Genomic DNA, 26,042 nt, shown 5'->3' with positions numbered 1-26,042 from the left:
AGACATGTATATTTAGGGTAAAACTAATTACAAGCAGATTTTCTGTTTATGCGTAGTTCTAAACAAGATTACTTTTTCTCCTATTAAAGGACGGCAGGTACGACTGCTAGTCCTTTTTTCTTATTTCGCATATTATCACTACATTACCTTCATCGTCATAAGCAATTTCCCCATAAGGATGGCAGTGGTGCTTCTCGAGTTCCTCATCGATCAAAACTAACAAATTAGTTTTCCAGTTTCCAACAATCGTACACCAATACGAGTTTAATCCTTCATAAACTTCTCTTGTTCTATTTCGATAATTGCAGAATGTGTAATGAAAATACTCGCTCGCTTCAATACCTTTTCTTTTAATCAAAGTGTTCTGCTGAATGATAGTAATATCCTTGCTCTAATGGTTTTGGACTATAAAATTTCCTTTATAAATTTCAAATACGGTGAATGAAATTTTTGTTTTTTCTTGCCATCATCCTTGTTGTATACAAACAAAAAAAGAGCCACAATATTTTGCGACTCTTTTACAATTATAACTATTTAACGACCACGCCTTTGCTGACCTTGCTTTGTACTACCTTTTTTATTACTTGGCTTATTAAATGATCGGTTATTTTCATTTCTAGAACTATTTCTCGAACTATTTCTTGAACCACTTCTTGAGCTATTTCTGGAATCACTTCTTGAACCTTCGCGGCTATCTCTTTGACGATTTTGACCTGATTTCTTCGGAGCCGGCTTTGGTACCGGTTTTCCATTTTCATCAACATGTTTTATCTTTGGTTGTTCAATTATTTCTCTTTGTATTGGTGCACCAAGCGTTTTTTCAATTTCTTCTAAATGTTTTTCATCTTTCGCTGCAACGAACGTAATTGCAAGACCTGATCCACCTGCACGTCCTGTTCGGCCAATGCGGTGAATATAACTTTCTACATCTTCAGGGATATCAAAGTTAAATACGTGCGTTACACCATCTACATCAAGTCCACGAGCTGCTACATCCGTTGCGATTAAGTACTGAATTTTAGCTTCGCGGAAACTCTTCATAACTCTTTCACGTTTCGCTTGAGGTATATCACCATGAAGTTCAGCACAATTATAACCTAGTCCTTTTAAATTATCATAAAGTTTACTTACTCTAAGTTTTGTACGGCAGAAAATAACAGCTAAAAATGGCTGATCACGATCCATAACAAAACGAAGTGCATCTGGCTTTGCACGGTCTGTCGTCTCAATGACACGCTGCTCAATTGTATCAACCGTTACTTCTTCACTTTGTACTTGAATCATTTGCGGTTCATCCATATAACGCTTCGCCAATTTTTTAATATCTTTTGGCATCGTTGCTGAGAATAACATCGTTTGTTTACTACCTGGTGTCTCATCTAAAATATCTTCAATATCATATAAGAAACCAAAATAAAGCATTTGATCCGCTTCATCTAATACAATTGTTGAAAGATTACTTAAATCAATTGTTTCACGGCGTATATGATCTAATAATCGTCCCGGTGTTGCTACAACAATATGTGTATTACCTTTTAATTTTCTCAACTGTTGCGCAACATCTTGTCCACCATATATCGCTAGTACATTAATATCTTCTCTTTGAACAAGCATTTTTTTAATTTCAGTTGTAATTTGCAGTGCTAGTTCCCTTGTTGGTGCAACAATTAAAGCCTGAACATCACTAGACGCTGGATCGATTTTTTCTAAAATCGGTAACACGAATGCTAACGTTTTACCCGTTCCTGTTTTCGCCTGCCCAATAATATCTTTACCTGACATAATAACAGGAATTGCCTTCTCTTGAATTGGTGTTGCTTCTGTAATTCCATTTTCACGTAATGTATGATTAAAAGTTTCACTAATTCCTAATTCTAAAAAGTTTTTCAAATAGACCACTTCTTTTCCTTATTTTTCACATTAGCTTTCATTGTACCATTTGTTTCGCCAAATATGAAAAATAAAAAAATTCTTATCTTCTTTTTTTATATTCATCGTGTACTAGACGAACAAATTCTTTTTGCTTTTTCTCAGATTTTATTAATGCTTCCATGTTAGTAGAAGACAAAATGAACTTCTTAATTTTGCTATTACATCAAATAACGAACCCATCTTCTCCCCCCTATACTCTTGCTCAAATTATATATATTCTTCTTTACATATATATTTCAATTTTACCGAAATATAATGTTACTGATTTGCTCGAAATCGCAAAATATATGAACTAAAAAACCGATCTTTTCGATTTAGGAAAGACCGGTTTTCATTAGTTTATACAGTAAGCTTTCCTCCATGATAGCAATAATACTCTGCTGCTTTAAAACTTTTAATCCTATTTAAAGACTGTTTCGCTTTTTCTATATCTAAACAAAAATTCGGATTAGCTATTACTAACTCACTATTCTCTTGAACAGCCGCATCTCCCGTAATTACACAATCTAAATTCGGAAAATATAATGAAATATGCCCCGAAGTATGTCCTGGCGTCGCTACTATTTGACATTCATTATTCAAAATCATTTGACCATCATGCACTTTTTCATCGACGGAAATATGTTTTATATTTTTTAACTGTTGTATAAACCATTTACCAAATTCTTTTTCTTCATTTGGCATACGTTCTAACATTTCTTCAGCTTGAACTAACCTCTCTGATTTTATATCACCACTAATATAGTTAGATTCAATTTCACTAGCAATAATATTAATGTGAGGATATTTCACTTTGAAATCATATAAAGCCCCTAGATGATCATCATCATAATGAGTAATAATTATATTTTTTAAGTTTTTCATCTCATATCCATGTTTTAATATTGCATTTTCAATTAAAGGTAAAAAACTTGTATATCCTGTATCGACTAATGTTAATTCATTATGTACTATAATTAAACTTGGATAAACACATTGTTTTTGCCCGTTAAATTCGAATTCAATTGGTAGTTCTATTATTTTCATTTTTCTTCCCCCATACCGCTTATAAAATGCATAATAATAACTAAATCATCCACATACATTTTACAATATATATACTATGTAACGGAACAATGTGAATCATTGTATAATCCACATTATATTATTTTAAACAGGTAATCCCCTATTTTTATGGAAATATATAATTAAGAAAAACAATAAAATTGATTAATCTCTCACTTCTTTGTCCATCCTTTTAAAAAATCTATATTTTGTAAAAGGAGTGTTTATATGGAGAAACAGACACTTTGGAAAAAGTTCAAAAAAAGCTCTGTAAACCTCGGTAAATCTAGCGTATATGAAAGTATTATTTTATTCTACACAATGAAAAAGAAAGAATTACCTACTAAGGCGAAATTCATAATATTAGCCGCTTTATCTTATTACGTATTAACAATCGATTTCATTCCAGATATAGCTGCTATTATTGGGATTGGCTTATTAGATGATGTTTTAGCAATCGCTGTAGCGCATAAATACGTTATGAGACACGCAGATGCTGAAATTCGAGAAAAGAGCAAAGTAAAGATGGAATCATTATTTACTTCAGCACAAGCATAATGAAATTATCTAGTCATTTACCTACCTTTTTACTTTCAAATAAAGCTAACTGTAATTAATGATAGTTCCACCTCACTGAATATTCCCCTTCACCATGAGAGCATAGCAGAATAAATCCCTAAACAAAAGTATTTCTCTTAGCTCTCAAACCGTAAACAAATAAGGCGTCAGCACTTGTTCCTAAGTTCTGACTCCCTTTTATTTGTTCTTATATCTATCTGTTATACAGTTGCATGTGTCCCCTTATACAAAACTGCTATTGCCGCTACTATAAGAATCATACCCATAAAAGCAGGTGCGGCATGACCAAGTGATACATAGATTTGTCCTCCAAGAATAGGACCAATCATTCTTGCTAAAGCTTGAATAGATTGGCTTCCACCTTGAATCCTTCCTTGTTCACTAGAACTGACAGACTTTGAAAGCATCCCGTTGAATGAAGGTCCGAAAATTGAATCCCCAAAACCATACATCAGCGTCCCAACGATAAGTAGTGGATAGAGTGAAAACAAAGCTGATGCCGCAATAAAACTGTATCCTATAATCTCCGAAACCATCCCAAGAATTGCTATTTGTTTATCACTAAGCTTGATCAAAAGCTTTGGCATTATAAAACTTTGTGAAACAATGTCTTGAAAGCCCAAAATTGAAAACATAAGTCCGATTAATGCAGGTTTCCAACTGAAAGTATCCATTGTAAATTGCGTGAAAATTGCTTGTAAAGATCCGTTAGGTATCCAAAGTAAAAACGCTGAGACAAGTAACCACTTTAAATTTTTCATGGAAAGTATGTTTGCTAGCTGTGCAAAAGGATTTAACCTTACAAAAGTAATCTCTTTTAACCTGTTATTTTTGTCAAGACTCTCAGGCATGTATTTCATACCATATAAAACATTTAATAAAGTTATGAACGCTCCAAAGTATAATGGTACAGAATGACCAAACTTTGCAAGTAAGCCCCCAAGAGTTGGTCCAATAATAGTTCCCGCACCTACAACCGCACTCACCCATCCAAAGTATTTCGTTCTCTGCTCTTTTGGAATGATGTCTGCAAAATATGCGAAGATAGTACTTATGCTCCCACCTGTTATACCTTCTATTATCCGTCCAGCAAATAGTACCCATAAAGCTCCTCCTATGCCAAAAACTAAGTACCCGATTGCAGAACCAAATAAGCATATTAAAAGTAATGGACGACGGCCATACTTATCGCTTAAAGCCCCGAGTGCTGGAGCAGCTAAAAACACGCAGGCGGCATATACGGAAGTTAGTAGTGTAACAACTAATGCTTGTTCTTCCGGATTACTTGTATATGGCTGTACTAAGAATGGGACTACAGGCATGATGATACTGAAACCTATACCACAAAGAAATACAGAAATAAGTCCGAATAGTAAAGCATGTTTATCTATGCTTTTTTCAGTTTCCCTTTCATTTTGTGATCTAAATATAGACATTTGACTTCTCTCCTTAAAATATTTTGTTGCTTTGTCAACAAAATAAAATAATAAAAAAGCAGCCTATTCTCATATTAGAGTAAGGCTGCCATTTATTCTTAAAATGTCTTACGATTTAATATGTATACCTTGTTTCTTTATTTCGGCATCCAAATGTCTACTATACTTTTCCACAAAGCTAATTATACTGTTGAATTCTTCTTCAGTTACTTGCTCAAATACAGCTTTATCCCGCTCTTGAAACTCTTTGTGCAGATCTTCATGGATTTTATAAATTTCTTTCCCTTGTTCGGTAAGTCTAAAATAAATTTCTTTCTTATTTTCTGACTTTTGGTAGCTTTCAACAAGGCCTTTTTGTATGAGCTTCTTAGTCATTCTACTTATAGCACCACGAGTCACATAAAAAGCCTCTGCGAGTTGTGTCACGTTAGAATCTGCATTGTTTTCAATATATTCAATACAGTGGACTTCAGAAGACTTAAACCCTTTAAGACCTTCTTCCATCTTATCTTTATTAAGCCAAACCAGCTTATTATATAATTCCCTGAAACCGTTCATGACCTGTTCTTCTTTATTCATGACCTGCCCTCCTCACCGCTCATTAGCACATTAAGACTATTATATTAAATTTCTGCTTACGTTTCGACAATATTGAAATAATTATTGTAACATTAAAGATATGTGCAAAAATTGGCGCTTAAATAATACAATTAATTAAACGGAAAATTCTGCAAGTTTATTGCTACTTACAGTAAACGGTAGACAAAAAGTAAGAGCTAAAATTATTTCTCTTAGCTCTTCTTTCATAAAACTATTTTACTTCATTAGCAACAAAAAAGTGCTCACATACACTCGATATGCGCTGTAAGTCCACGTTCCCACCAGATATAACTGCTACTACCTTTTTTCCTTTTGTATAGCTATCAACTTTTCCTGCAAGAAGTGCAGCAGTTGCTAACGCACCTGCACCTTCTACAACAGCTTTCCCACGTTGTAATAAATCTTTCATCGCTACTTCCAGCTCTTTTTCTGATACAGTTACAATATCATCTACTAATTCTTTTACAATTTCAAATGTTAATTCGCCTGGTATTTTAACTGCACAACCATCTGCAATAGTAGGCGCCTCATAATGTTCTACGATTGCGCCTTTATCGTAAGATGCCTTCATTCCGTGAACATTATCTGCTTGGACACCAATTATATTAATGGATGGATTAAAAGATTTCAATGCTACAGAAATACCAGAAATAATTCCGCCTCCACCTATTGGTACAATGACAGTATCTACATCCCACATATCATCAAGAATATCTAATCCAATTGTACCTTGACCAGCCATTACCTCTACATCATCATATGGATGTAAGTATGTTTCACCTGTTTCCCTTATAATTTCTTCACATTTTGCCTTTGCATCATCAAAGGTTTCACCATGTAAAATTACTTCAGATCCATATCCTTTAGTTGCTTCAACTTTCGCCTGCGGTGCAGAAATTGGCATAACAATTTTACTCTTAATACCGAGTAAATGAGCAGATAATGCAACTCCTTGTGCATGATTACCTGCTGAACATGCAATTACACCTCTTTCTTTTTCTTGATCCGTGAGCCGCGACATTTTATTAAATGCGCCACGAAATTTAAAAGAACCCGTTAATTGCATATTTTCTAATTTCAAATGAATTTCTCCGCCCGTTTTACTAGTCAAGTAAAAAGATTTTACTAATGGCGTTTTACGAGCATTTCTATCTAGAATTTTGTGAGCTTTTTTAATATCGTCTATATGTAATGGTAGTTTTCTAGTTATCATACTTACACCTCTTCCAATGTTCTATTCCTAAGTTTTCGTAAGTCTTAGCTCCTTTATACGAAAAGAAAAAGTCTTTATATATGTACCCCACTCTAAAATAAACACATTTGCAAACAATTTAACATCCTCTTCATATCGCGTTCTTTATAATGATTTAAACATGCAATTTGAATCCAATTATTCTTTTGCAAATAAGATGACTCATAATGAACAATGTATCCTTGTAATGCTAACGCATCGCCTACTACTTTAGAAGAATGATCTTCGCTCAATACAATAGTAAGTATAATTGGCGCGGCATGTTCTTTAGGTGAAACAAGCTTTAACCCCATATCAGTAATAACTTCTTCAACATAATCGTATGTCTCTTTAATTTTTACAAATGCCTTTTCATCTTCAAATCTCTTCAACGCTTCTTGCAATGCGTAAATTAAATTCCATGATTGTGAGTATGGAATGCTTTCATTTTCTTCATACATGCCAATGTCCATATAGGCCGGCACAGCCTCGTTTATTTTTACAATGTGGTTATGAAAAACGAAAGAAATTCCGGTATATGATTTAATCGCTTTACCGCTAACACCACTTGCAAAATACACATCTTTCAGGTCTAATGGTATTGCTCCAATTGAACTTATACAATCTACACATAGTTTCATTTGATTCTCGTTACAAAGAGTATTTAACTCGTCTAAATCGTTTAACATTCCAGTAGATGTTTCATGATGAACAAACCAAAGCCATTCATAATTTCCAGTTGTTATTATTTCTTCTAATTCGTTATAAATAAACGGTTCTCCCATTTCTTTTTTATACGTATCAAAATGTAACCAAGCTCGTTTTGCATGTCCAACTAATCTATTTCCAAATTCTCCATTTGTTAATATTAGTCCTTTCCCTTTTAAAGAACGTAACTGTAAAGCAATCGCATCATTTGCTAACGTCCCTGTTCCTAACATAAGCTGTACATGTTTTGCTTTTGTCATGTGAAGTAACCGTTTTTTCGCATTGTCCATTGTCACTTGAAATGACTTAGATCGATGCGAAATAGGCCGCGTAGAAAATGCCTTTCGAACATTCTCTTCAATATCTACTGGACCAGGTAAAAACGTATATTCTTTCGTCATAATCCCCCCAACACTCGACTCTTCAAACATAGCAGGAGTAACATACATTGGCTGGAAGGTTGCTTCTTCTGTACCAACTAACGTATGGAAAGATTTGAATCCCATTTGCTTATATAAAGCTAGTTCACGTGTTGTTGCAGAAATGAGTGCTAATTCATATCCGTTTAGAAGCAAATAACGATGTAGAAAACGAATTAATCCTAACAACGCTCTTCCATTTCTATATTCACGTTCTACTGAAAGTAAACGAATTTCATACACTTTTTCTCCATGCTCTTGCAAATAAACATCTAAATTTGAGATTTTATAATCTAACGAGAATGGTCGTTTTCCCCGCACTGCGACCATACCTACTAATCTATCCTCATCTAAACAAATTAAATATGTATTTTCTTTATGAAACCGATCTATACGAAACCGGTCTTTCGTTTCTTCATGTTGTGGTATCTCTTCCACAAAAGTTTTATAATTTAATTTATGTATACTTTCAAATTCCCAATCTTGATCAGCAACTTTATAAATTAACCCCATGCCTTATCTCCTTTATCTATTTAATAAAAAATGATAAGTGGAGATTATCTCCACTTATTAAACATTCATTTTATTCTCGATTTACATATAGAATAAGTACAATAATCATTCCACTTAATATAGTGGTAACAATAGAATAAGAATAAAGAATCATACAAATTGGTAAACAAGCAATCGTAATTAGTCCTGGCTTCGTAAACCCTTTAAATATTAAATAAAATACAATAAAAATGCCTAAGAGGGTAAGCGCTATCAAATAATCAAATGCGATTAGTCCTCCTATAAATGTTGAAATACCTTTACCGCCCTTGCCTTTAAATAAAACTGGGTAAATATGTCCAATAATAACGGCCAATAATGTTAACATTACGAATGTAGGATCTTTAAAAAGAGATTTTGCTACAGCAACAACTATTGCCCCTTTAATCGCATCACCTAAAAATGTAGCGATGAAATACCCTTTTCCATATACGCGCCCCATATTTCTTGCGCCAGGATTTCCGCTTCCTTCATCCCTAATATCAACGTTATGTCTCAATTTTGTTACTATATAAGCGGTCAATATGTTTCCAATTAAATAAGAAGCCACCAAATATAAAAACTGCATACTATTAATCATGTAATCATTCACTTTCTACATGGGAATACATATACAATATTCAATTACTACGTATATTGTACGTTTTTAACATACATCCCTTTATACATTTTAACATCATATTTTTACAAATCATACAAAAATTCTCATACACTATTTTTTAAAATATATATCCCTCATTAAATAATATGTTCCTTTCACTGCCATTTCTGCTTGTGATACGAATGTAATTTCTTTCATACTTTCTTCACAGCATTTCTGAAATACAGCAAATATTTCAGGAACTAAACGCAATATACTGCCACTTACTGCAATTGGCGTTGAGTACTTAAAGTTCAACTTGTTATAAACATTTACTGTAATCCTTGCTAATTCCTTTCCAGCTTGCATCATAATTTCATGCGCATCATCATTGCCATTTCTCGCTTCCTGAATAACTAATGGCGCGATTGCTGCAATTTTATCTTTAGAAGAAGTATATACTAAGCTTTTTATATGAGACGGTGTCAAAAGTTGAAACTGCCTTTGAATATTCAAACTCAATGGACAAAGACTGATTCCTTGATCGAACTGAATTGCCATTTTCTTTAAAGCTTGTAATGCAATCCAATATCCGCTCCCCTCATCTCCTAAAATATGTCCCCATCCACCGCTATACTGATATACTTCTTCTTTCTTTCCGATACAAATTGCACCTGTACCACCTATAGTTAATATTCCATCCTTACCTTTTAAAGCTGCTGCATGCGCAATCATTGCATCATTAAAAATTTCAATTTTTGTTCCGTATTTCTTTTTAAAACGTAATGTTAATTCATTTGTATTCGCTCCGCTTATACCAGCTACTCCTAAACAAATACAAACGCAATGCCCATTTATTAAACTCTTCTGGCATTGATCAATTGCTTCCATAATATGCAACAGTGCCTGATCAAAATCTATTAATACATTTCCAAATCGGCTCGTACCTCTTACAACTTCATTTCCATCTTGATCAAATGCAATGGCCTCCGTCTTCGTTCCCCCGCCATCTACTCCAATCATATACTTCATATGTTCGCCTCATTTTCATCTGCGTATGGAGGGAATGTTATATTCCCTAAAATTACGGAATTCTTAGCACCTGTTGCGCTCGGCATATTACTCGGATTACGATGATACGTTTCGTTTGCTAAAATAGCAAACGCAATTGCTTCTTTCGCTGCTGAAGAATGACCAATATCTTCTTGTATACATATGCTACATTTCTCTTCTCTTAATCCATTCCGTAACATTTCAACAAGTGTATTATTATAACTTCCACCACCACCTAAAATCACCTCATCAATTTCATAATACGGCAAAATAAACTCCTTATAATGATGAATAATTGAACATGCTGTAAACATCGTGACAGTTGCCAATATATTTTCTTTACTATGCTTTTTAAATCGATTCAATATATCAGTCACAAACGATTCTCCAAACTGTTCTCTACCTGTTGATTTTGGTGGTTTCATGTTCAAAAATGGATGGTTCATACAGTATGTTAAAATTTCATCTACAACTACCCCCTGCTTTGCAATCCAACCATTTTGATCATATGGTACATGAAATAATCTTTGACATACTTCATCGATTACCATGTTGCCTGGTCCCGTATCAAAAGCAATAACACTCTCATTACTTCGTTTACTTGGAAGCACTGTAACATTCCCAATCCCACCAATATTTTGTAGCAGTCTATTTTTAGTTTGATGCTGATATAAAATAACTTCTGAATATGGTACAAGTGGTGCACCTTGTCCCCCTGCCGCCATGTCCATTGTTCGGAAATTCGAGATAACCGTCGTGTTCGTTTCATATGCTATTACTGCTGGTTCCCCAATTTGCAATGTTGAAGAAATAATATTCCCTTCTTGCTTTGGCTGATGATAAATCGTTTGTCCGTGAGAACCTATTAAATCTAATTGTCTCAAAGGAAAATTGGCCTCTTTACAAACTTCCTTTACAGCATTGGCGAAGAATAAACCAAGTTTAAAATTCAAACTACATATAAGTTGGACATTCGAAGTTTCAATTGATAACGCTTGTTGGATCTCATTTTTTATATCATTACAAAATAGAACTGTAGTAAAATAGATGGGTTCAATTTTAGAATCTACACCGCTTCCTTCTATATGAACGAGTGCTACATCTATTCCGTCTAATGATGTACCGGACATTACCCCTGCAATATACATAACGTGCATGACCTCCTATTTACTAAAAAACAATCATGTAAGTAACCAACGTACAACCAATCGAAAACAATATAAATCTAAAAAACAATTGAGCTTTCGATGCAAACGACCCATCGATGAAAGAAACAACTATCGTAAGCAAAACGCTTGCCGCAATGCTTGTAACGAGCCATATACTATGCATTTGCGATAGATTTAGCATGCCTAATAAAGGGACAAAAAGTAAATTTGAACAAATCACTCCAAATAATAATAAAAATACACCTTTATAACTAAATTTTATATTCATTTTATTCCCCCCTTACTGGTTTTAATGTGAAAGAAGTGATAGACAGAAGTCTATCACTCAAAATAACAGCATGCAGATTAAGGATTAACAGATTCCCCGTCACCATGCTTTTCAATTTCAAGCATATTTTTGTCGTACATTTTAAAGAATGGTAAATAAATAAGGAATGATATAGCTATATTTATTAAGACTAATACAATAGCACGCCAATCTCCACCTGTAGCTAAATATGCACCAATTGGGGCTGGTAATGTCCATGGTGGCATAATATGAGTTGGCGTTACAAAACCCATTGCCGTTGCGGCATAAGCAATAGTCGCTGTTACTAGCGGCGTAATGACGAAAGGAATAATTAAAATTGGATTTAATACAATCGGCAAACCGAATATAACCGGTTCATTTATATTAAAAATCCCAGGAACAATACATGTTCTCGATAATGCTTTCGAATATTTTGACCGACCAAATACGATCATCGCTAACACAAGCCCTAATGTTGCTCCCGAGCCACCAATCCAAATAAACCATTGATAAAACGGTTCTGGTGCAATAAATGGAAATTGACTCGCACCACTTGCTACAGCTTCACCGTTTTTTCCTAGATATACATCCCAAAGCGGTCTTGCTACAGTACCTACAACCGATACACCATGTATTCCGAAGGACCAGAAAAATGTAATTAAAAATACAGGTATTATGACGCCAAAGTAACTATCTCCAGCTTTGACTAACGGTGCGGCTAATTTATCCACTACGTAATGTACATCAACTTTAAAAACAACTGTAATAAGGCTCATAATAATAATAACGAATGCAGCAGGTATAAGTGCTTCAAACGAACGCGATACTGACGGTGGTACTTGTTCTGGCATTTTAATCGTTACGTTGTTCTTCTTACAAAACCTTAAAATCTCAACTGATAAAATAGAAACAATCATAGTCACAAATAGTCCATGCCCTCCGAGATTTGTCATCGGAAGCATGAATCCTTTTTTATCAATTAATTCAGGAGTTAATGTTAAAAGTAGTGAACATACTGCAAGCTGAGCTCCCGATAAAGCATCTAACTTATAACTCTTCGCTAAATTATATCCTATTCCAAATGCTATATATAAAGACATAATAAACATAGTTAAACGATATGGTATTAATATACTTGTTTGATTCTTTAATGCCCAAACGGATATGAAACTATCTTTCGGTAATGGTGGAAATGCTACGATTAAAAAGAAACTTCCTACGATGATAAATGGTAATGCTGAAATAACTCCATCACGGATTGCTTGTAAATGTCTCTGTTCAGAAAGTCTTGCCATCGGTCCAGATAAGTTTTTATCAAGAAACGTGACAAACTTATTCATAACGGTTCCCCCTAACGAATTAAATCATTTACAGTCTTTAATAAAGTCGCTCCACCAAGCGGCGTATATGCTTGCGGCGGAATGATACCACACGGAATAGACTCCTCTTCTGCAAATTTTTTTACAGAGTCAAATCGGTGTCTAACTTGTGGTGCAACCATTACAACATCCCAACCATTCTTTACTTCTTCCTCTACCTCATTCGTTCCAATTGCATGCACTTCCATGTTCACACCATTTTTCTCCGCTTCTTTTTTTAAAGCGTTTACAACAATTGCACTGGACATTCCTCCAGAACAGACGAACAAAACTTTCATTTGTTAATCCTCCTATACTTATAATTTATTACCCTTCAAATGAAAGGAAGTTTCACTTTACTAACAAGCATATGAAGTAGTAAATGAATTTATTTATAATGAAAGTAAATTTCATTATAAATATTTCCCCTATTAAATTAATGTTTCAATATGTAATTTTCTCTATTGCAAGGTCAACCTCGCCTCAGATATTATTTTAACTAATCATATGATAGGAGGCGTATAAATGATCGTTAAACGTTTATTAATGATATGTTGTATCGTCATCTTGTTCATCCCTTTCTCTTTCATTCCCCCTCACTCTACTTATGCTGAAGTAAATACTGCATACAAAAAACACGAATTACGTGCTGTATGGATTGCATCTGTTCTGAATATTGATTGGCCCTCAAAAACTGGCTTACCCATTGAAAAACAGAAACAAGAATTTATACGATTATTAGACGATGTAAAAAGCACTGGTATGAATACAGTTGTTGTACAAATTAAACCAACTGCTGATGCTTTCTATCCTTCAAATTACGGTCCTTGGTCTGAATACATTACGGGGACACAAGGAAAAGATCCTGGTTATGACCCGCTCGCATTTATGATTGAAGAAACTCATAAAAGAAATATAGAATTCCACGCTTGGATTAACCCATACCGAATAACGATGAATCATACCGATATAAATCGATTATCAAATAATCATCCTGCAAGGCAACATCCCGATTGGGTTGTACCTTATGGTGGAAAGTTATATTACAATCCTGGTATTCCGGAAGTGAAAAAATTTATAACAGAAGGTGCTTTAGAAATCGTACAAAATTACGATATTGATGCGCTGCATATGGATGATTATTTTTACCCATATAAAGTAGCCGGTGAAGAATTTCCAGATCAGAAAACGTACGAAACATATAATAACGGTAGATTTACAAATATAGAAGATTGGCGACGTAACAATGTAAATGAACTTGTAAAAGATTTAAATACTGCTATAAAACAAGAAAAATCATATGTAAAGTTTGGCATTAGTCCGTTCGGCGTATGGCGAAATATAGCTGACGATCCGACTGGCTCTAACACAACCGCAGGCCAAAGAAACTATGATGACCTTTATGCTGACACACGTGAGTGGATACAAAAAGGATATATTGACTACATTACACCGCAAATATATTGGAATATAGGTTTCACCCCAGCTGCATATGACATATTAGTAGATTGGTGGGTTAAAGAAACAAATAACAAACCAATTCACCTATACATCGGTCAAGCGGCCTATAAAATTAATAATAACTCCGTCCCTGCTTGGTCTGATCCAGAAGAATATCCGAGACAAATTGCATTAAACCGGCTATATCCTGAAATAAAAGGTAGTATGCATTTTAGCTTAAAAGATATTAATAACAATCCACTTGGAGTTAAAGATCGACTCTCAAAAGACATATATAAATATCCTGCATTAATCCCGCCTATGCCTTGGCTTGATCATGATCCACCAAAACAACCGACTTTAAAAGGTGCCATTCCAAGAAATGAAGGTATTGCAATCGGTATCATTGACAATAGAGATAATGATTCTGCTTATTACGCTATTTACCGCACGAATGGGAAAAATGAAGTAGATATACAAAACCCCAAAAATTTACTTACTACTGTAAGAAAAACAAAACTTGGAGAAATTTATGTAGATAAAACCGCTATTTCTGGAGAAACGTATACGTATGTCGTAACTGCAGTTGATCGATTGCATAATGAAAGTGTGGCTTCTAGTAAATCTACTATTCAAGCAAAATAAAAGTAAGAGCCCGCATTTTTTTGAATGCGGGCTCTTACTTTTATTTTCGTAGTTCACTATATTGAATATGAATTCTATTCTCAGGGTTTTTATCTACTGTGTAAAGTACAAATAAGAAGAACCATTCTAGTGGCTTCATTAAAATATAAACAAAATCAGCCGACCATTTCGTATTAATATGTTTACTAATTGGATAACCGTATTTATCATAAAAATTACGAATAACTTTATGACATTTTGGTACCCGCTCCTCAATTACATTTTCAAAAGCGTTCGCAATTAATAACTGTCGATTAACTGTAATTCTTTCCCCATGCCTAATTCCTGCTCGTAATGGCTTAACGATGTTTTTATGACCTTTCACAGAAACTGTACATAAATAATGCCCATCCCCGGAGACAATTTGAGGACTTGGGGCGGGAATCTTAGAATAATTAAAACTACTTGTTTCCATAAACACTCTTATAAAACTATCTGGTTTTTGGCCAAACAGTATTAAAATAAATTGAACAATTAACAAGACAGGAAATAAACTTATCATCCAGACTGTAGCCATTTTTTGATATCCAAAAGAAATGCGATACAGCAATAATATAATTCTGTTGCTCTGCGTATAATCTTTCTCATTCTGAGATTGTATGAAATAACCTAATGTATTTCTTAATTTAGCTAAGAATAATAGACTAAATGCAAGCATTCCAACTTGAATACAAAAGACTGGAATGTATCTCAATCCTCCTAATTCCGTATAAAAAGCAGAGCCTGTATGAGTAATATAGATGAATGTATATACAATGTTTACTATCATTAAAGTACTATAAAAAATATAAAATATTGGTGAAAGTTTTATTAAGCCTGTTGTTAATCTCCAATACGAAACTCCACCTAAAATAACTAAAAGAACTACTATCGCAATGTGGTCATGTGCTAAAGAAGCATATTGATCAGACATCATTCCGTTCTTTTCGAATTTATGTAATGGTATTCCTGCTCTTACATCATTTGCATTCCACATAATACCTAAACCAAAGATAAAATAACTCAAACCTATTGATAATATTTCCTGTGGCTCGAACTTTAGTATACTTGAGGAATTCTCCTTCTTCAATTGGAAACTATCCCATGCTTTACTAATAGGGTAGCCAAGAAATAAAAATAGAATTACAAATAGTATGACTAACTCAATTAGCACAATATCATACCCCTTTTATAATAATTGTTTACACAAAGTATAAAAAAACACTCTATATTTTACCACTTATTAACGTTTGTATATACAATTTCACAAAAGATTACACTCTCTCAACTCACAAAAAAAACGCCTAAAAGCTGAAACATTCAACTTTTTAGGCGATCTCTTCTATTTATTCTTAAACTTCTCAGTCGCTGCTCTCATCTTCACATTTAAATCGTGATCAATTGAGTCGCGAATATCTCGCTCTACTACTTCCATTTCTTTTTGGAAATTTTCCAAGTAGATTTTCAATTCTTCTTCCTTCTCTGGTCTTTGTGAAGGTGGTAATTGTACTACCAACGATAACATGGCCGTTAAATCTTTCATTAAGAACGTTTCAAGTTTATGTTGTTGTTCAAACATGCGTTGCTCTTGATAGTACGGAAGTGCATTCAATACTGAAATTGTAATATCATCAACCGTTCTTTGTAATGAAGGATTTATTGAGCGTTTATACGCTTGAATTGTATTTAATGCGTCTGGATAACGGTCATAAAAATACAATTTGTAAAATGATAAGTCTGTCGGTTTTACAGTTTGTTGTGTTTCTTGTCTTAAGAAATCTTTCACTTTCATCGCAGCCACATCGATATCTTCATTCGTAAACTTTTTCGTAGTTTTTGCCATTACATGCACTTTTTTCTGCTTTTCTTTCGGTAACATCGAGAAGACTTGTTCTCTCGTACGTTGACCTGATGCACAAAATAGAGTATTTAATGTATTTTGTTCTTTCTTTCCTTCAGTGCGAATCCAGCGATAAAACAGTGGATGTTGTGTAAATTCTTGTAGAAACGGTATTGATTTGTTTGATAACTTATCTAAAGAATCTTGCGCTCTTTTATATGGCTTCGCCCATGAAAAATACAACTTCCGTCCGAAATATACGACTAAAACAACAACAGTAAATGCTATTAAAAGCAATGTACCGAGTAGTAATAGTACTGTTTGAATGAAACTCATTTGTTCACCTCCTCTAATAATGCGTTATTTCCTTGGACGCTGAATGAGTTTCTGCTTCATCTCATCATTAAATGTGTCTAGTTCAATAACGAACTTCTTACTTGACTCGATAATACGTTCTGACGATTTTTCAGATGCTTCAATTGCAGCGAACACATTTTGGAATGATTCACGTAATTTATCCATGCTAATAGCGGGATTTTCAAGCAATTTCGTCGTCTCTTCTGTATTTTGTTTTAACGCTTGAGAATTACTTAATACCATCGATTCAATTGCTTCATTCGTCGCATTTACAGCGTCAATTGTTTTACGTTGATTCGTTAATGCTAGCTGAATAGCAGCTGAAACTGTTACAACGTTTTGCGTCATCGTAATTGCATTTCGTATTGCCTCTGTTAACTTTTCGTTATTTTTCTTAATGATGTCTACAGAAGCTATCGATTGTAATAATACACTTTTCGCTTGCTGCATATTACGTGTACGTACAAGTATCTTTTCTAACGCATCGTTAATTAACGGAATATCTCTTTGACGCTCTGGGTTTTGTTTCTCAGCTTCAAGCATGCCAGCAAGCTTTTTCCCTAAGTATACTTGTTTATCAAGCGCATGAATTTTATCGTGCGATTGTTCTTTTAACATTTCAAGACCAACTGTATCCTCTTGTAAGTTATCACGGCCAATTAGAAGGGATCTAATAATTTCCTCGATTTGTTTATCTATAGATTGGTATTTATGCACGTATGTTTCAAGTGGATTTTTCTTGAATACTTTAAACATTATTTTCTTCATACCACTTGCTTTAAGTGAATTGGGATCAAGCTCTGATACCACTTTTCGTAATTCTAACAATGTATTTGGAATTTCTTCATTTTTCCCATTCATCATCGCTGTTACAGGGCGTTTTAAAGCTGATAACGTTTGTCCTGCTGCTTGTTGCTCTTTATCCCCTAAATCTCCTAGCTGAGACAATACTTTTGATAAATCTGTATTTTGCTCGCTATTTAACTTTTGTACATAAAGATCAGCTTCTTTATTTAGTTCCTCTAATTCTTCATCTTTTATAACTGTATCAACTACTACTTCTACATTATTATCTTTCACAATGGATACAGGTTCTTTTTTCTCGAGTTCAGTCAACAAAATCGCTCCTTTATTTATATGTGCGAATTTATATGCACTATATTTCATCAATTATATCGTATTTCATATACATTCTGACTGCTTGAAATCGATTTTTTTAGAAATGTCTGTTTATGCAGTCATTCCCTGTTTCTTACTATAAGTATACCTGTAATCAACATAATTTTCCTCAGACTTAAGACCTAGAGAACTACATGCTGAAGGCGGATTCTTCATATATTTCCTAAATAATTTATGTTCTTTTAATCGTGCTACACTCAATCTTTTGACATTCACCCGTTTTCAATGTGATAATTCTATTACACTCACTTCTATTTATTTTTGCGAGCTACAAATGCTCCCTTTTGAAACGCTAATAACACCGTTTCAAACGTATCATCTTCTTCAATCATTTTTATAAACTCATCTAATTCACTCGCATGAGAAGTTGCATTATCAACAACAAGAAAACCTTTTGGTTGTAACATACGTTTTATATGCTCAAACCACCACATGTATTGCGTGCGCTCTGAATCTAGGAAAATAAAATCAAATGAATGATCTAATTGTGAATCTAAAAATGCCCCTGCTTCTTGATTATGAATATCGATTCTTTGTAACAGGTTTGCCTTTTCAAAATTGACAAGTGCCTCTCCAACTCGTTCTGAAGAAAGCTCTACAGTTGTTACATTTCCATTTGTTTCTTCTACTGCATTAGCTAACCACAATGTAGAATAACCATTAGAAGTTCCAATTTCTAAGATGTTTTTTGCATTACACCCTTTTACTAAAATTGATAAAAATTGCCCCATCTCACGAGAAACATTCCGTAATTTTTCTTCCCTTGTTTTTTTATTTCGATCATGCTCTTCTCCATATTGTTCAAGTTGCAATAATAATGAATCTACTGTATCCATTCTTTTCATCGCCTTTCCAAGCAATATGATGAAAAAAGCTCTTGCTGCCCGTCTACTTTTTATTATATGCGAAACAAAAACCTTTTTCCTGTTATATGACAAAGATTTATAATTTTTTATAGCATATTGTTTCGTTTTTTGGTAAAGTTAATTTCTACGTGCAATTATTCCATTCATATTATTTCATATTAAAATTGCAGTTATTAAATTATATAAACCCCATTTAAATGAATCGGTATTTCAAATTCAATTAAGCGCCCTTTTCGGACGCATTTTCTTTGTTTATATATTTCCAGAAGAAAGGATGCTTACAAATGAACGTTATTAGCTTAGATGCTGCTCGAAAACGAAAGCAGCATAAAAAATTAATGATTACTATACCGATTATTACACGTATTTATGAAGAAGACGGGGAAATTAAATTTGAGGTAGCCGGCGAAAAAGATGTACCTCTTGAAATGTTAGAAAAATAATAAAAAACGCATTTCTGAAGAAATGCGCTTTTTTATATTTTTACATTTAAATGCATAAGTTTTTCAGGATTAACCATCATATAAATATTTGAAATCTTCTCATCCTCAAATGCAAACGAAAGAACATACGTTACTTTATTATTTATTGTAACTATAACTCCTGGTATACCATTTACCATTTTGAAATCAACAGTGTACTCTTCTGTCAATCGTTGTGCAATCCCAAAGAACAAACGTATAATTCGATCTGCAGAATAAATCGGATTGATCGCAGTCGTAACTTTACCGCCACCATCAGCTTTGAGTATAGCATCTGTTTTTAATACTTCTAACATACCTTCCGCATCCCCACACTGTAATGATGATACAAACTTTTCAACATAAGAAGCCATTTTCTCCGTGCTTAATTTTGATTGCTTCGGTTTCTCCAACATGCTTTTTCGAGCACGTTGAAAGATCTTCCTGCAGTTCACACTACTCTTATCAACAATTGAAGCTATTTCTTCGTATTCATAACTGAAAACCTCTCTTAATATGAAAACAATCCTTTCTACCTCAGATAACTGTTGTAAAAGTAATAAATATGCGGTGGAAAGGGATTCTTTCATTATAAAAGACTTTGATGGCTCATCACTCTCTTCTACAATTGGCTCTGGTAACCACATCCCTACATACACGTTACGCTTATGCGCTGCCGATCGTAATTTATCAATTGAACGATTTGTCGCCATCTTACATAAATATGCTTTCATATTTTCTATAGATTGAGGATCTTCTATATTATTTAGCGAGATAAATACATCCTGAACGATATCCTCAGCATCCATAACACTCCCAAGGATTCTGTATGCTAACGAAAATAATAATGGTTGATACGCTTCATATAACTGCTCCGTTTCCATGATGAACTGCCTCACTTTCATATTGCTTTAAAATGTGTAACGCTGCACGTTTCCCGCTTGCTACCGCAGCATCAGCTAATATTTCATCATGCCCTGCCCAATCTCCTGCAACATAAACACCTGGCATTTCAGGTATATTAGGGCCCGGTTTTTCAACACGGTCAATATGAGGAAAATCATGTACTACTGTTATTTTCGGTAAATATTGCTGTGCAACAACTTCTCTTTTCCAATTTGGATGTAACAACTCCATCGTACTTTCCAATTGTTCTTTATCTTCATGAATATGATTCATCTCTAGCACAGGATTATGGTACTTAATTAGACTCACTGCAATTGATCCATCTTCACTTAATTTAGCTGCTCTCGATTGATTTGTGAAAAATATAGGTTGATCTAATCCTAATACAAATTGATGTGTAGGATTGGGTAATTGTCTCAAGCCAATATCTAATGCAGCAACAGTAACCGGTACCGATTGTTCACTCCATCTATGCAAACTTGTTCCTTCTGCACCTTTTATTATTTTACAAGCTTCTTTCGGCGGAGTCGTCACGATAACTGTGCCTACTTCAAAAACCTCATGATCAACACAATGTATTCTTTGTTTATCTTCGGAATGCTCAATTTCCACAACATGCTTTTTAGCCAAAAACTGTACCCCAATATCATTCGCTATAGCTCTTAATTTTGTTATTATCGTCTCCCAACCACCATCTACATAAACCACCCCCTCTTTTATAGAAAGCTGTATTTGCTTTAGTACAGATGATGCTAATTGTATTGTAGGAGCAAACGTATATGTTGTTGTCCGGCATAGCGCATAAAATATATTGCGAACCATTGGATCTTTTATTTCATTTTCTGCCCATGTAGTTAGACTCATTTTCGGAACTTCTCCTACATCTAAATTTCCTAAACGCATCATAAGACGTGAGAATTGTACTTTTGCAGACCAAGAAAGTAGTGGTGTTGATAAAATTGAGTAAAAATCTGTTGGGATAGTGAATATATCCCCTTTCCATATTCCATGTGCTTTTGTAGATGGTATTCCACCTGGAAGATTCATACCGAGCTCATTACAAGTTATAAACGCTGTCCCGCCTCTATATAAAGCATGTGCACCAAGATTCATGCAGATTCCATTTTTATTTATAGTCATCCCTCGGCCACCGAATTGACTAGACTTTTCTAATACAATCACTTTCCTTCCAGCTTTCGCTAAATATATAGATGCTGTTAATCCAGCAAGCCCACCGCCAACAATTGCTATATCAAATGTATCCATAATAAAATCCCTCCTCAATCGTTCTACATACAAGACGAACGATTAAGGAGGGATGTGACATAAAAATAAATTTTTATTACCCTACTTTATTTCATTACTTTTTAATTCGATCATATTGCATACGAAATAACTCAATTGCAAATGGAATATCCTCTTCACTCTTTAAATAATAACTGATCCATCCTGATTCAGGTAATACGTGATGTGGTTTTACCAATCCTTGCTTCACTAATTCATCTCTCTTTAACTTCGGAAATGGTAAATCAGCTAATTTATCACCATGAAGATGCCCAAGTTCTTTCTTACCATAATTTATTTCAATACCACCAAATCGATGCGGTTTTTCAGAAACACCCGCCCAGCTGAGTACTTCATTTCTAATCATTTCACTAAATGACATGAACATTCACTCCTTATAAATGATTGATGTAATTTTAAATTAACATTTTCATTACTTTTTTCCATCAATCCAAAGTATGAATGGGAATACGAATATAGTTTAGTCTTAACACCTTATTCTTTATGGAATAAGTGAATTTATTAAGCTACCGACAACAGCACAAAACAAAGACTAGACACATATCCTAATTTTGTAACCTAACTTACCTATAGAAAGGCGGGTAATACAATTGACTGCCAACATCGACTATACCTCCCCCTCAACCAATTTTACTTATGATGTAAATAAAAGTAATTTTTTTCGGAAAGATGCCAAAAATTATATAAATGTACTTGGTATTAAACAATTAAATACTTTAGAAAATACTTCATTATTAGATATTTATTTAAGTACAGGAAATGTTGTAGAGCCACATATTCATCAAAATGCAGCTGAACTTGTTTATTGTATTTCAGGGTCTGCTGTTGTTTCTTTACTTAATCCATTTACGAATCAAATATTAAACTTACCGATAAAACCCGGGCAAGTTGCCAACATTCCACAAGCATGGTGGCATTATGAAATTTCTACAGCAGATAATACTCATTTATTAGCTATTTTCAATGCCCCAACGCCAGAAGTTATTTTCGGTTCTGACATTTTAAGATTAACTCCTGCTCATATGATGGCCCATACTTATTGTCTCAATGAACAACAATGGAAACAAGCGGTTTCTCCTATCCAATCAACTGCTGTAATTGGCCCTCCGGCAAACTGTAATCAAAACCGCGAAATGAAAAATTATCCACCCCAGCCCCCCGCTCAACAACATAATCCGTATTGCCAAGACTCTTATTACTTTCCTCTTTACTGGGGTTATTAATTTATAATTTTTCAAAAGAATCATCATTTATCTCCTAGGAAAATACCGAGGAGATTTTTTATTGTATCTTCTCTTCCTATTAATAATAGTAACAATTGATAGTGTACATACATATAATATTTATATATTAAATTGGAGGTGATAGTACTATGAGTAATTATAACTATCGAAAAAACTACTCTTATAATAAAAATAGTAGCTCTTCAGCATCCTCTCAATCTTCCAATTCGCAATCTTCCAATTCCCAATCGCAAAGAGACTTAACTCAGCAAGGCTATGTAAAGAAAAAAGGATGTAACTGCAATAAAAATAAATAGTTTATTTTATGGATGAATTCTTTTTTAAAAGAATTCATCTTTTTTTGCTGATTGAAATTTTTTAAGTTACATAATTTATTCCTTAAATAAGAAAGGGGAAATTATACTTTTTTATACGAACTTAACAAAGAGTAATTGTTCATTTAATTTATTACATATTTCCCCCAAAAATATAGTCCTTCCTAAATTTATTAGGAAGGACTATATACGAACCCCTGTTTAATTTCCTATTAACATTGTAACAAATTAGACGATATTAAGACCTGCGCTTACAAATCCGGCAACTGCAGCTATTGGACTAGCTCCTGTTAATGAAACATATACTAATATTTTATCCCCAGCAACTACTGGAACATTATAAGCTTGGATTCCTGTTGCTGTAGTACCAATTGCTATTGCTGGTAATGCTGGTGTTAATAATAGAGGTGGTGCTACTGGTGTAAACGTATTACTTGCAGCAGGTGCGATAAATATTTGCATCTGAATTTGAACAGGTGCTAATGGAGCTAACGCCGCTGTTGCACTAAAGAATCCTGCTAATGACGTGATAATTCCATCACGTGGTGCTACAAATGCATAATCACCTACAACACCTGGTAGTATTGTGAGAGTTCCTCCCACACCTGGAGCTATGCCAGGCTGACTAAATCCAAATCCAAGAAGAGTTCCTGTATTAGCTAATGCCGCATTAACTAACAGAGCTGGTGTTGTACCTGAAGCGAATGGAATAATAGCTCCGCCACCAGTTGCTCCCGTTGCACCAGTTGCTCCCGTTGCACCAGTTGCTCCCGTTAGACCTGTTGCTCCTGTCGGGCCTGTTGCTCCTGCTAGACCTGTTGCTCCTGTCGGGCCTGTTGCTCCTGCTAGACCTGTTGCTCCTGTTGGACCCGTTGCTCCTGCTAGACCTGTGTCTCCCGTTGGACCTGTTGGGCCTGCTGCTCCAGTATCTCCTGTTGGACCTGTTGCTCCCGTTGCTCCTGCTAGACCTGTGTCTCCCGTTGGACCTGTTGGGCCTGCTGCTCCAGTATCTCCTGTTGGACCTGTTGCTCCTCCTCCTGGACCTGTTGGACCTGTTGGGCCTGTTGCTCCTCCTCCTGGAGTAGCACCAATTAATTGAGTTAATAAGTTTAATAAAAGTTGTAAACTTGCAGGGTCAATAATTAAAGAGAAGAAGAATGGTGCAAGAGCACTATAGAATTGTTGTAATAAAGAAAGCAATTGACCTAAATCTGGGTTAGGAGATTGTAGTAAATTGATAATACTTTGAATTAATTGTTTTAAGAAATTCCCTTCTGGAGAAGGTGCTAATTCATTTAGTAAGTTCAATAGTTGAGTAAACAAATTGAGTAAAGCTAATCTGTTTGCATCACTTGGGTTTGCAAAAAACGCTGCAATAGCCGCTATTAAAGAGTTTAGTAAAGTAATTAATCTACCTAATTGCTCACTAGTAATTGGAACTGTTTGTGGATTATTACAACAATCTGGAGTGAAAACAATCGGATTATTGCAGTGGTTATGACCAAAACAATTATTGTTTGTCATTTATGTCCTCCTTACTTGTTTTATATTTGAGTTTTTCCTATTATAAGGATCATAAAGTTGTAAAAAAACATGTTATATATTGACTTAAAATAGGAAACATGAAATATAATTAAACTTAAAAACGTTATTTAATTATGTTCATGACTCACATATTAATTATATGTTTTTAATAATTGACTGCTTAGATTAAATACCTAAACTTACGGGTTTATTTTATTTTTCCACGTTTATCTCTTAGGTTTAAATACACATATTAATTTGAATATACTCAACAATTAACAGTGCCATTTTTTTATATAAATATACATTATTTCTTTACTAAGATTGTGTTCTCTTTTTAAACATGAAGCCGTTTGTATTATAGAGGACTCTCATATAATATATTGAAAAATTCATTTTATATTTTATTCCAATACACTGTGGAAAGGATTGAAGTTAAAATTCCTATCATTCAACCATTTATGACAGCTAGAAATTGAATGTACCTTCACTTAATTTTAACTATTTAAATATAAAACAAAAAAGGACAGATTCCTTTTCATTAAGGATCTGTCCTTTTAATTAATAATGATAAATTGTAATATAATTGAAGATCCTTGCGATGGTGGTTGCGTATCCAATAAAGTTAATTTACCAGTACTCACTTCATATAATGGTTGTGGTTGTAGTATTCCGTTAACAAACAAATTAATATAAGAAACTTCACTAGGAGACAAAATATTCGTTGTACCATATTGAGGTATCCCGTCAGCATCTGTATATATAAGTTTCTCTCCATCTGCAAAAGTGTAATATAACAAATTGGTTGTGGTTATAGGACCGATACCCCCAGTAGGACCTGTTGCTCCGGTTGGGCCTGTTATTCCAGTCGGTCCCGTTTCTCCAGTTGGACCTGTTATTCCAATTGGGCCTGTTGCTCCGGTCGGTCCCGTTATTCCGGTTGGGCCTGTTATTCCGGTCGGCCCCGTTTCTCCGGTTGGGCCTGTTATTCCG

25 protein-coding genes are annotated in these 26,042 nt (G+C 34.3%); 4 read left to right on the top strand and 21 right to left on the bottom strand.

Going from position 1 to position 26,042, the window contains the following annotated elements; translation table 11 throughout:
• Nucleotides 1-534: 534 nt before the first annotated feature.
• Entirely contained in the window at nt 535-1,899 is a 1,365-nt protein-coding gene (locus BAQ53_RS11465; RefSeq protein WP_208906861.1) for a DEAD/DEAH box helicase, read from the bottom strand.
• A gap of 372 nt (nt 1,900-2,271) precedes the next feature.
• Entirely contained in the window at nt 2,272-2,958 is a 687-nt protein-coding gene (locus BAQ53_RS11460) for an MBL fold metallo-hydrolase (RefSeq protein WP_000691173.1), read from the bottom strand.
• A gap of 246 nt (nt 2,959-3,204) precedes the next feature.
• On the opposite strand from BAQ53_RS11460, the gene BAQ53_RS11455 reads away from it, so the two are divergent.
• On the top strand, nt 3,205-3,534 hold the full coding sequence (locus tag BAQ53_RS11455; RefSeq protein WP_000415089.1) for a YkvA family protein: 330 nt from the start codon (nt 3,205-3,207) through the stop codon (nt 3,532-3,534).
• 221 nt (nt 3,535-3,755) lie between these two features.
• Here the strand turns inward: BAQ53_RS11455 and BAQ53_RS11450 are convergent, their stop codons facing one another.
• The 10 genes from BAQ53_RS11450 to BAQ53_RS11405 form a co-directional block, all read right to left on the bottom strand.
• The gene (locus tag BAQ53_RS11450; RefSeq protein WP_208906860.1) at nt 3,756-4,991 is read right to left on the bottom strand and encodes an MFS transporter; all 1,236 of its coding nucleotides are present in this window, start codon (nt 4,989-4,991) and stop codon (nt 3,756-3,758) included.
• A gap of 108 nt (nt 4,992-5,099) precedes the next feature.
• On the bottom strand, nt 5,100-5,570 hold the full coding sequence (locus BAQ53_RS11445; RefSeq protein ID WP_001030902.1) for a MarR family transcriptional regulator: 471 nt from the start codon (nt 5,568-5,570) through the stop codon (nt 5,100-5,102).
• 232 nt (nt 5,571-5,802) lie between these two features.
• Nucleotides 5,803-6,804: a bifunctional threonine ammonia-lyase/L-serine ammonia-lyase TdcB gene (gene tdcB, locus BAQ53_RS11440; RefSeq protein ID WP_000632956.1), complete on the bottom strand. Its 1,002-nt coding sequence runs from the start codon at nt 6,802-6,804 to the stop codon at nt 5,803-5,805.
• A gap of 92 nt (nt 6,805-6,896) precedes the next feature.
• Nucleotides 6,897-8,462, bottom strand: coding sequence for an aminotransferase class V-fold PLP-dependent enzyme (locus tag BAQ53_RS11435; protein WP_000523053.1), 1,566 nt, complete (start codon nt 8,460-8,462; stop codon nt 6,897-6,899).
• A gap of 70 nt (nt 8,463-8,532) precedes the next feature.
• Nucleotides 8,533-9,081, bottom strand: a complete 549-nt coding sequence (plsY, locus tag BAQ53_RS11430) for a glycerol-3-phosphate 1-O-acyltransferase PlsY (RefSeq protein WP_000610866.1) — start codon at nt 9,079-9,081, stop codon at nt 8,533-8,535.
• Between the two features lie 132 nt (nt 9,082-9,213).
• Nucleotides 9,214-10,113: a BadF/BadG/BcrA/BcrD ATPase family protein gene (locus tag BAQ53_RS11425; protein WP_000876613.1), complete on the bottom strand. Its 900-nt coding sequence runs from the start codon at nt 10,111-10,113 to the stop codon at nt 9,214-9,216.
• A complete protein-coding gene (gene anmK / locus BAQ53_RS11420; RefSeq protein ID WP_061884154.1) occupies nt 10,110-11,282 on the bottom strand; it encodes an anhydro-N-acetylmuramic acid kinase AnmK in 1,173 nt (390 codons plus the stop codon). The genes BAQ53_RS11425 and anmK overlap by 4 nt, the downstream gene beginning before the upstream one ends.
• 22 nt (nt 11,283-11,304) lie before the next feature.
• Nucleotides 11,305-11,571 (bottom strand): hypothetical protein, encoded by a 267-nt coding sequence (locus BAQ53_RS11415; RefSeq protein WP_001021977.1) that lies wholly within the window; start codon nt 11,569-11,571, stop codon nt 11,305-11,307.
• 77 nt (nt 11,572-11,648) lie between these two features.
• Entirely contained in the window at nt 11,649-12,932 is a 1,284-nt protein-coding gene (locus tag BAQ53_RS11410) for a PTS sugar transporter subunit IIC (protein WP_001032290.1), read from the bottom strand.
• A gap of 11 nt (nt 12,933-12,943) precedes the next feature.
• The gene (locus tag BAQ53_RS11405) at nt 12,944-13,249 is read right to left on the bottom strand and encodes a PTS sugar transporter subunit IIB (RefSeq protein WP_000865909.1); all 306 of its coding nucleotides are present in this window, start codon (nt 13,247-13,249) and stop codon (nt 12,944-12,946) included.
• Between the two features lie 226 nt (nt 13,250-13,475).
• Here BAQ53_RS11405 and BAQ53_RS11400 point away from each other — a divergent pair, with 226 nt between their 5' ends.
• Nucleotides 13,476-15,035 carry a glycoside hydrolase family 10-like protein gene (locus BAQ53_RS11400; protein WP_000636013.1) on the top strand — a complete coding sequence of 520 codons (1,560 nt, stop codon included), beginning with the start codon at nt 13,476-13,478 and terminating at the stop codon, nt 15,033-15,035.
• A 40-nt stretch (nt 15,036-15,075) separates the two neighbouring features.
• Here the strand turns inward: BAQ53_RS11400 and BAQ53_RS11395 are convergent, their stop codons facing one another.
• The 4 genes from BAQ53_RS11395 to BAQ53_RS11380 all read right to left on the bottom strand — a co-directional run bounded on the left by BAQ53_RS11395 (nt 15,076) and on the right by BAQ53_RS11380 (nt 19,274).
• The gene (locus BAQ53_RS11395; protein ID WP_000904387.1) at nt 15,076-16,227 is read right to left on the bottom strand and encodes a DUF6688 domain-containing protein; all 1,152 of its coding nucleotides are present in this window, start codon (nt 16,225-16,227) and stop codon (nt 15,076-15,078) included.
• 168 nt (nt 16,228-16,395) lie between these two features.
• Nucleotides 16,396-17,229 (bottom strand): DUF3974 domain-containing protein, encoded by an 834-nt coding sequence (locus BAQ53_RS11390; protein WP_000008360.1) that lies wholly within the window; start codon nt 17,227-17,229, stop codon nt 16,396-16,398.
• 24 nt (nt 17,230-17,253) lie between these two features.
• Nucleotides 17,254-18,366: a toxic anion resistance protein gene (locus BAQ53_RS11385; protein ID WP_000137407.1), complete on the bottom strand. Its 1,113-nt coding sequence runs from the start codon at nt 18,364-18,366 to the stop codon at nt 17,254-17,256.
• A 314-nt stretch (nt 18,367-18,680) separates the two neighbouring features.
• Entirely contained in the window at nt 18,681-19,274 is a 594-nt protein-coding gene (locus BAQ53_RS11380; RefSeq protein WP_002094007.1) for an O-methyltransferase, read from the bottom strand.
• A gap of 305 nt (nt 19,275-19,579) precedes the next feature.
• Here BAQ53_RS11380 and BAQ53_RS11375 point away from each other — a divergent pair, with 305 nt between their 5' ends.
• A complete protein-coding gene (locus BAQ53_RS11375; protein WP_001100984.1) occupies nt 19,580-19,738 on the top strand; it encodes a hypothetical protein in 159 nt (52 codons plus the stop codon).
• Nucleotides 19,739-19,770: 32 nt separating this feature from the next.
• On the opposite strand, the gene BAQ53_RS11370 is transcribed toward BAQ53_RS11375, so the two are convergent.
• The 3 genes from BAQ53_RS11370 to BAQ53_RS11360 all read right to left on the bottom strand — a co-directional run bounded on the left by BAQ53_RS11370 (nt 19,771) and on the right by BAQ53_RS11360 (nt 22,328).
• Entirely contained in the window at nt 19,771-20,640 is an 870-nt protein-coding gene (locus BAQ53_RS11370) for a sigma-70 family RNA polymerase sigma factor (RefSeq protein WP_000447142.1), read from the bottom strand.
• A complete protein-coding gene (locus BAQ53_RS11365; RefSeq protein ID WP_061884153.1) occupies nt 20,618-21,928 on the bottom strand; it encodes a phytoene desaturase family protein in 1,311 nt (436 codons plus the stop codon). The genes BAQ53_RS11370 and BAQ53_RS11365 overlap by 23 nt, the downstream gene beginning before the upstream one ends.
• Nucleotides 21,929-22,022: 94 nt before the next feature.
• Nucleotides 22,023-22,328 (bottom strand): luciferase domain-containing protein, encoded by a 306-nt coding sequence (locus BAQ53_RS11360; RefSeq protein ID WP_000010319.1) that lies wholly within the window; start codon nt 22,326-22,328, stop codon nt 22,023-22,025.
• A 229-nt stretch (nt 22,329-22,557) separates the two neighbouring features.
• Between BAQ53_RS11360 and BAQ53_RS11355 the strand changes: the two genes are divergently transcribed.
• Nucleotides 22,558-23,190, top strand: coding sequence for a cupin domain-containing protein (locus BAQ53_RS11355; RefSeq protein WP_061884152.1), 633 nt, complete (start codon nt 22,558-22,560; stop codon nt 23,188-23,190).
• Between the two features lie 563 nt (nt 23,191-23,753).
• Here BAQ53_RS11355 and BAQ53_RS11350 read toward each other — a convergent pair.
• Nucleotides 23,754-25,049, bottom strand: a complete 1,296-nt coding sequence (locus tag BAQ53_RS11350) for an exosporium glycoprotein BclB-related protein (RefSeq protein ID WP_208906859.1) — start codon at nt 25,047-25,049, stop codon at nt 23,754-23,756.
• Nucleotides 25,050-25,606: 557 nt separating this feature from the next.
• Nucleotides 25,607-26,042, bottom strand: a 436-nt coding sequence (locus tag BAQ53_RS11345; RefSeq protein WP_208906858.1) for a DUF4183 domain-containing protein, incomplete at its 5' end; no start/stop codon positions are given.

Origin of the sequence: Bacillus sp. B25(2016b) (genome assembly GCF_001679765.1) — a bacterium.
Taxonomy (GTDB): domain Bacteria; phylum Bacillota; class Bacilli; order Bacillales; family Bacillaceae_G; genus Bacillus_A; species Bacillus_A thuringiensis_K.
The sequence above is the reverse complement of the archived record's forward strand: the minus strand, read 5'-3'. Positions and strand labels throughout refer to the sequence as shown.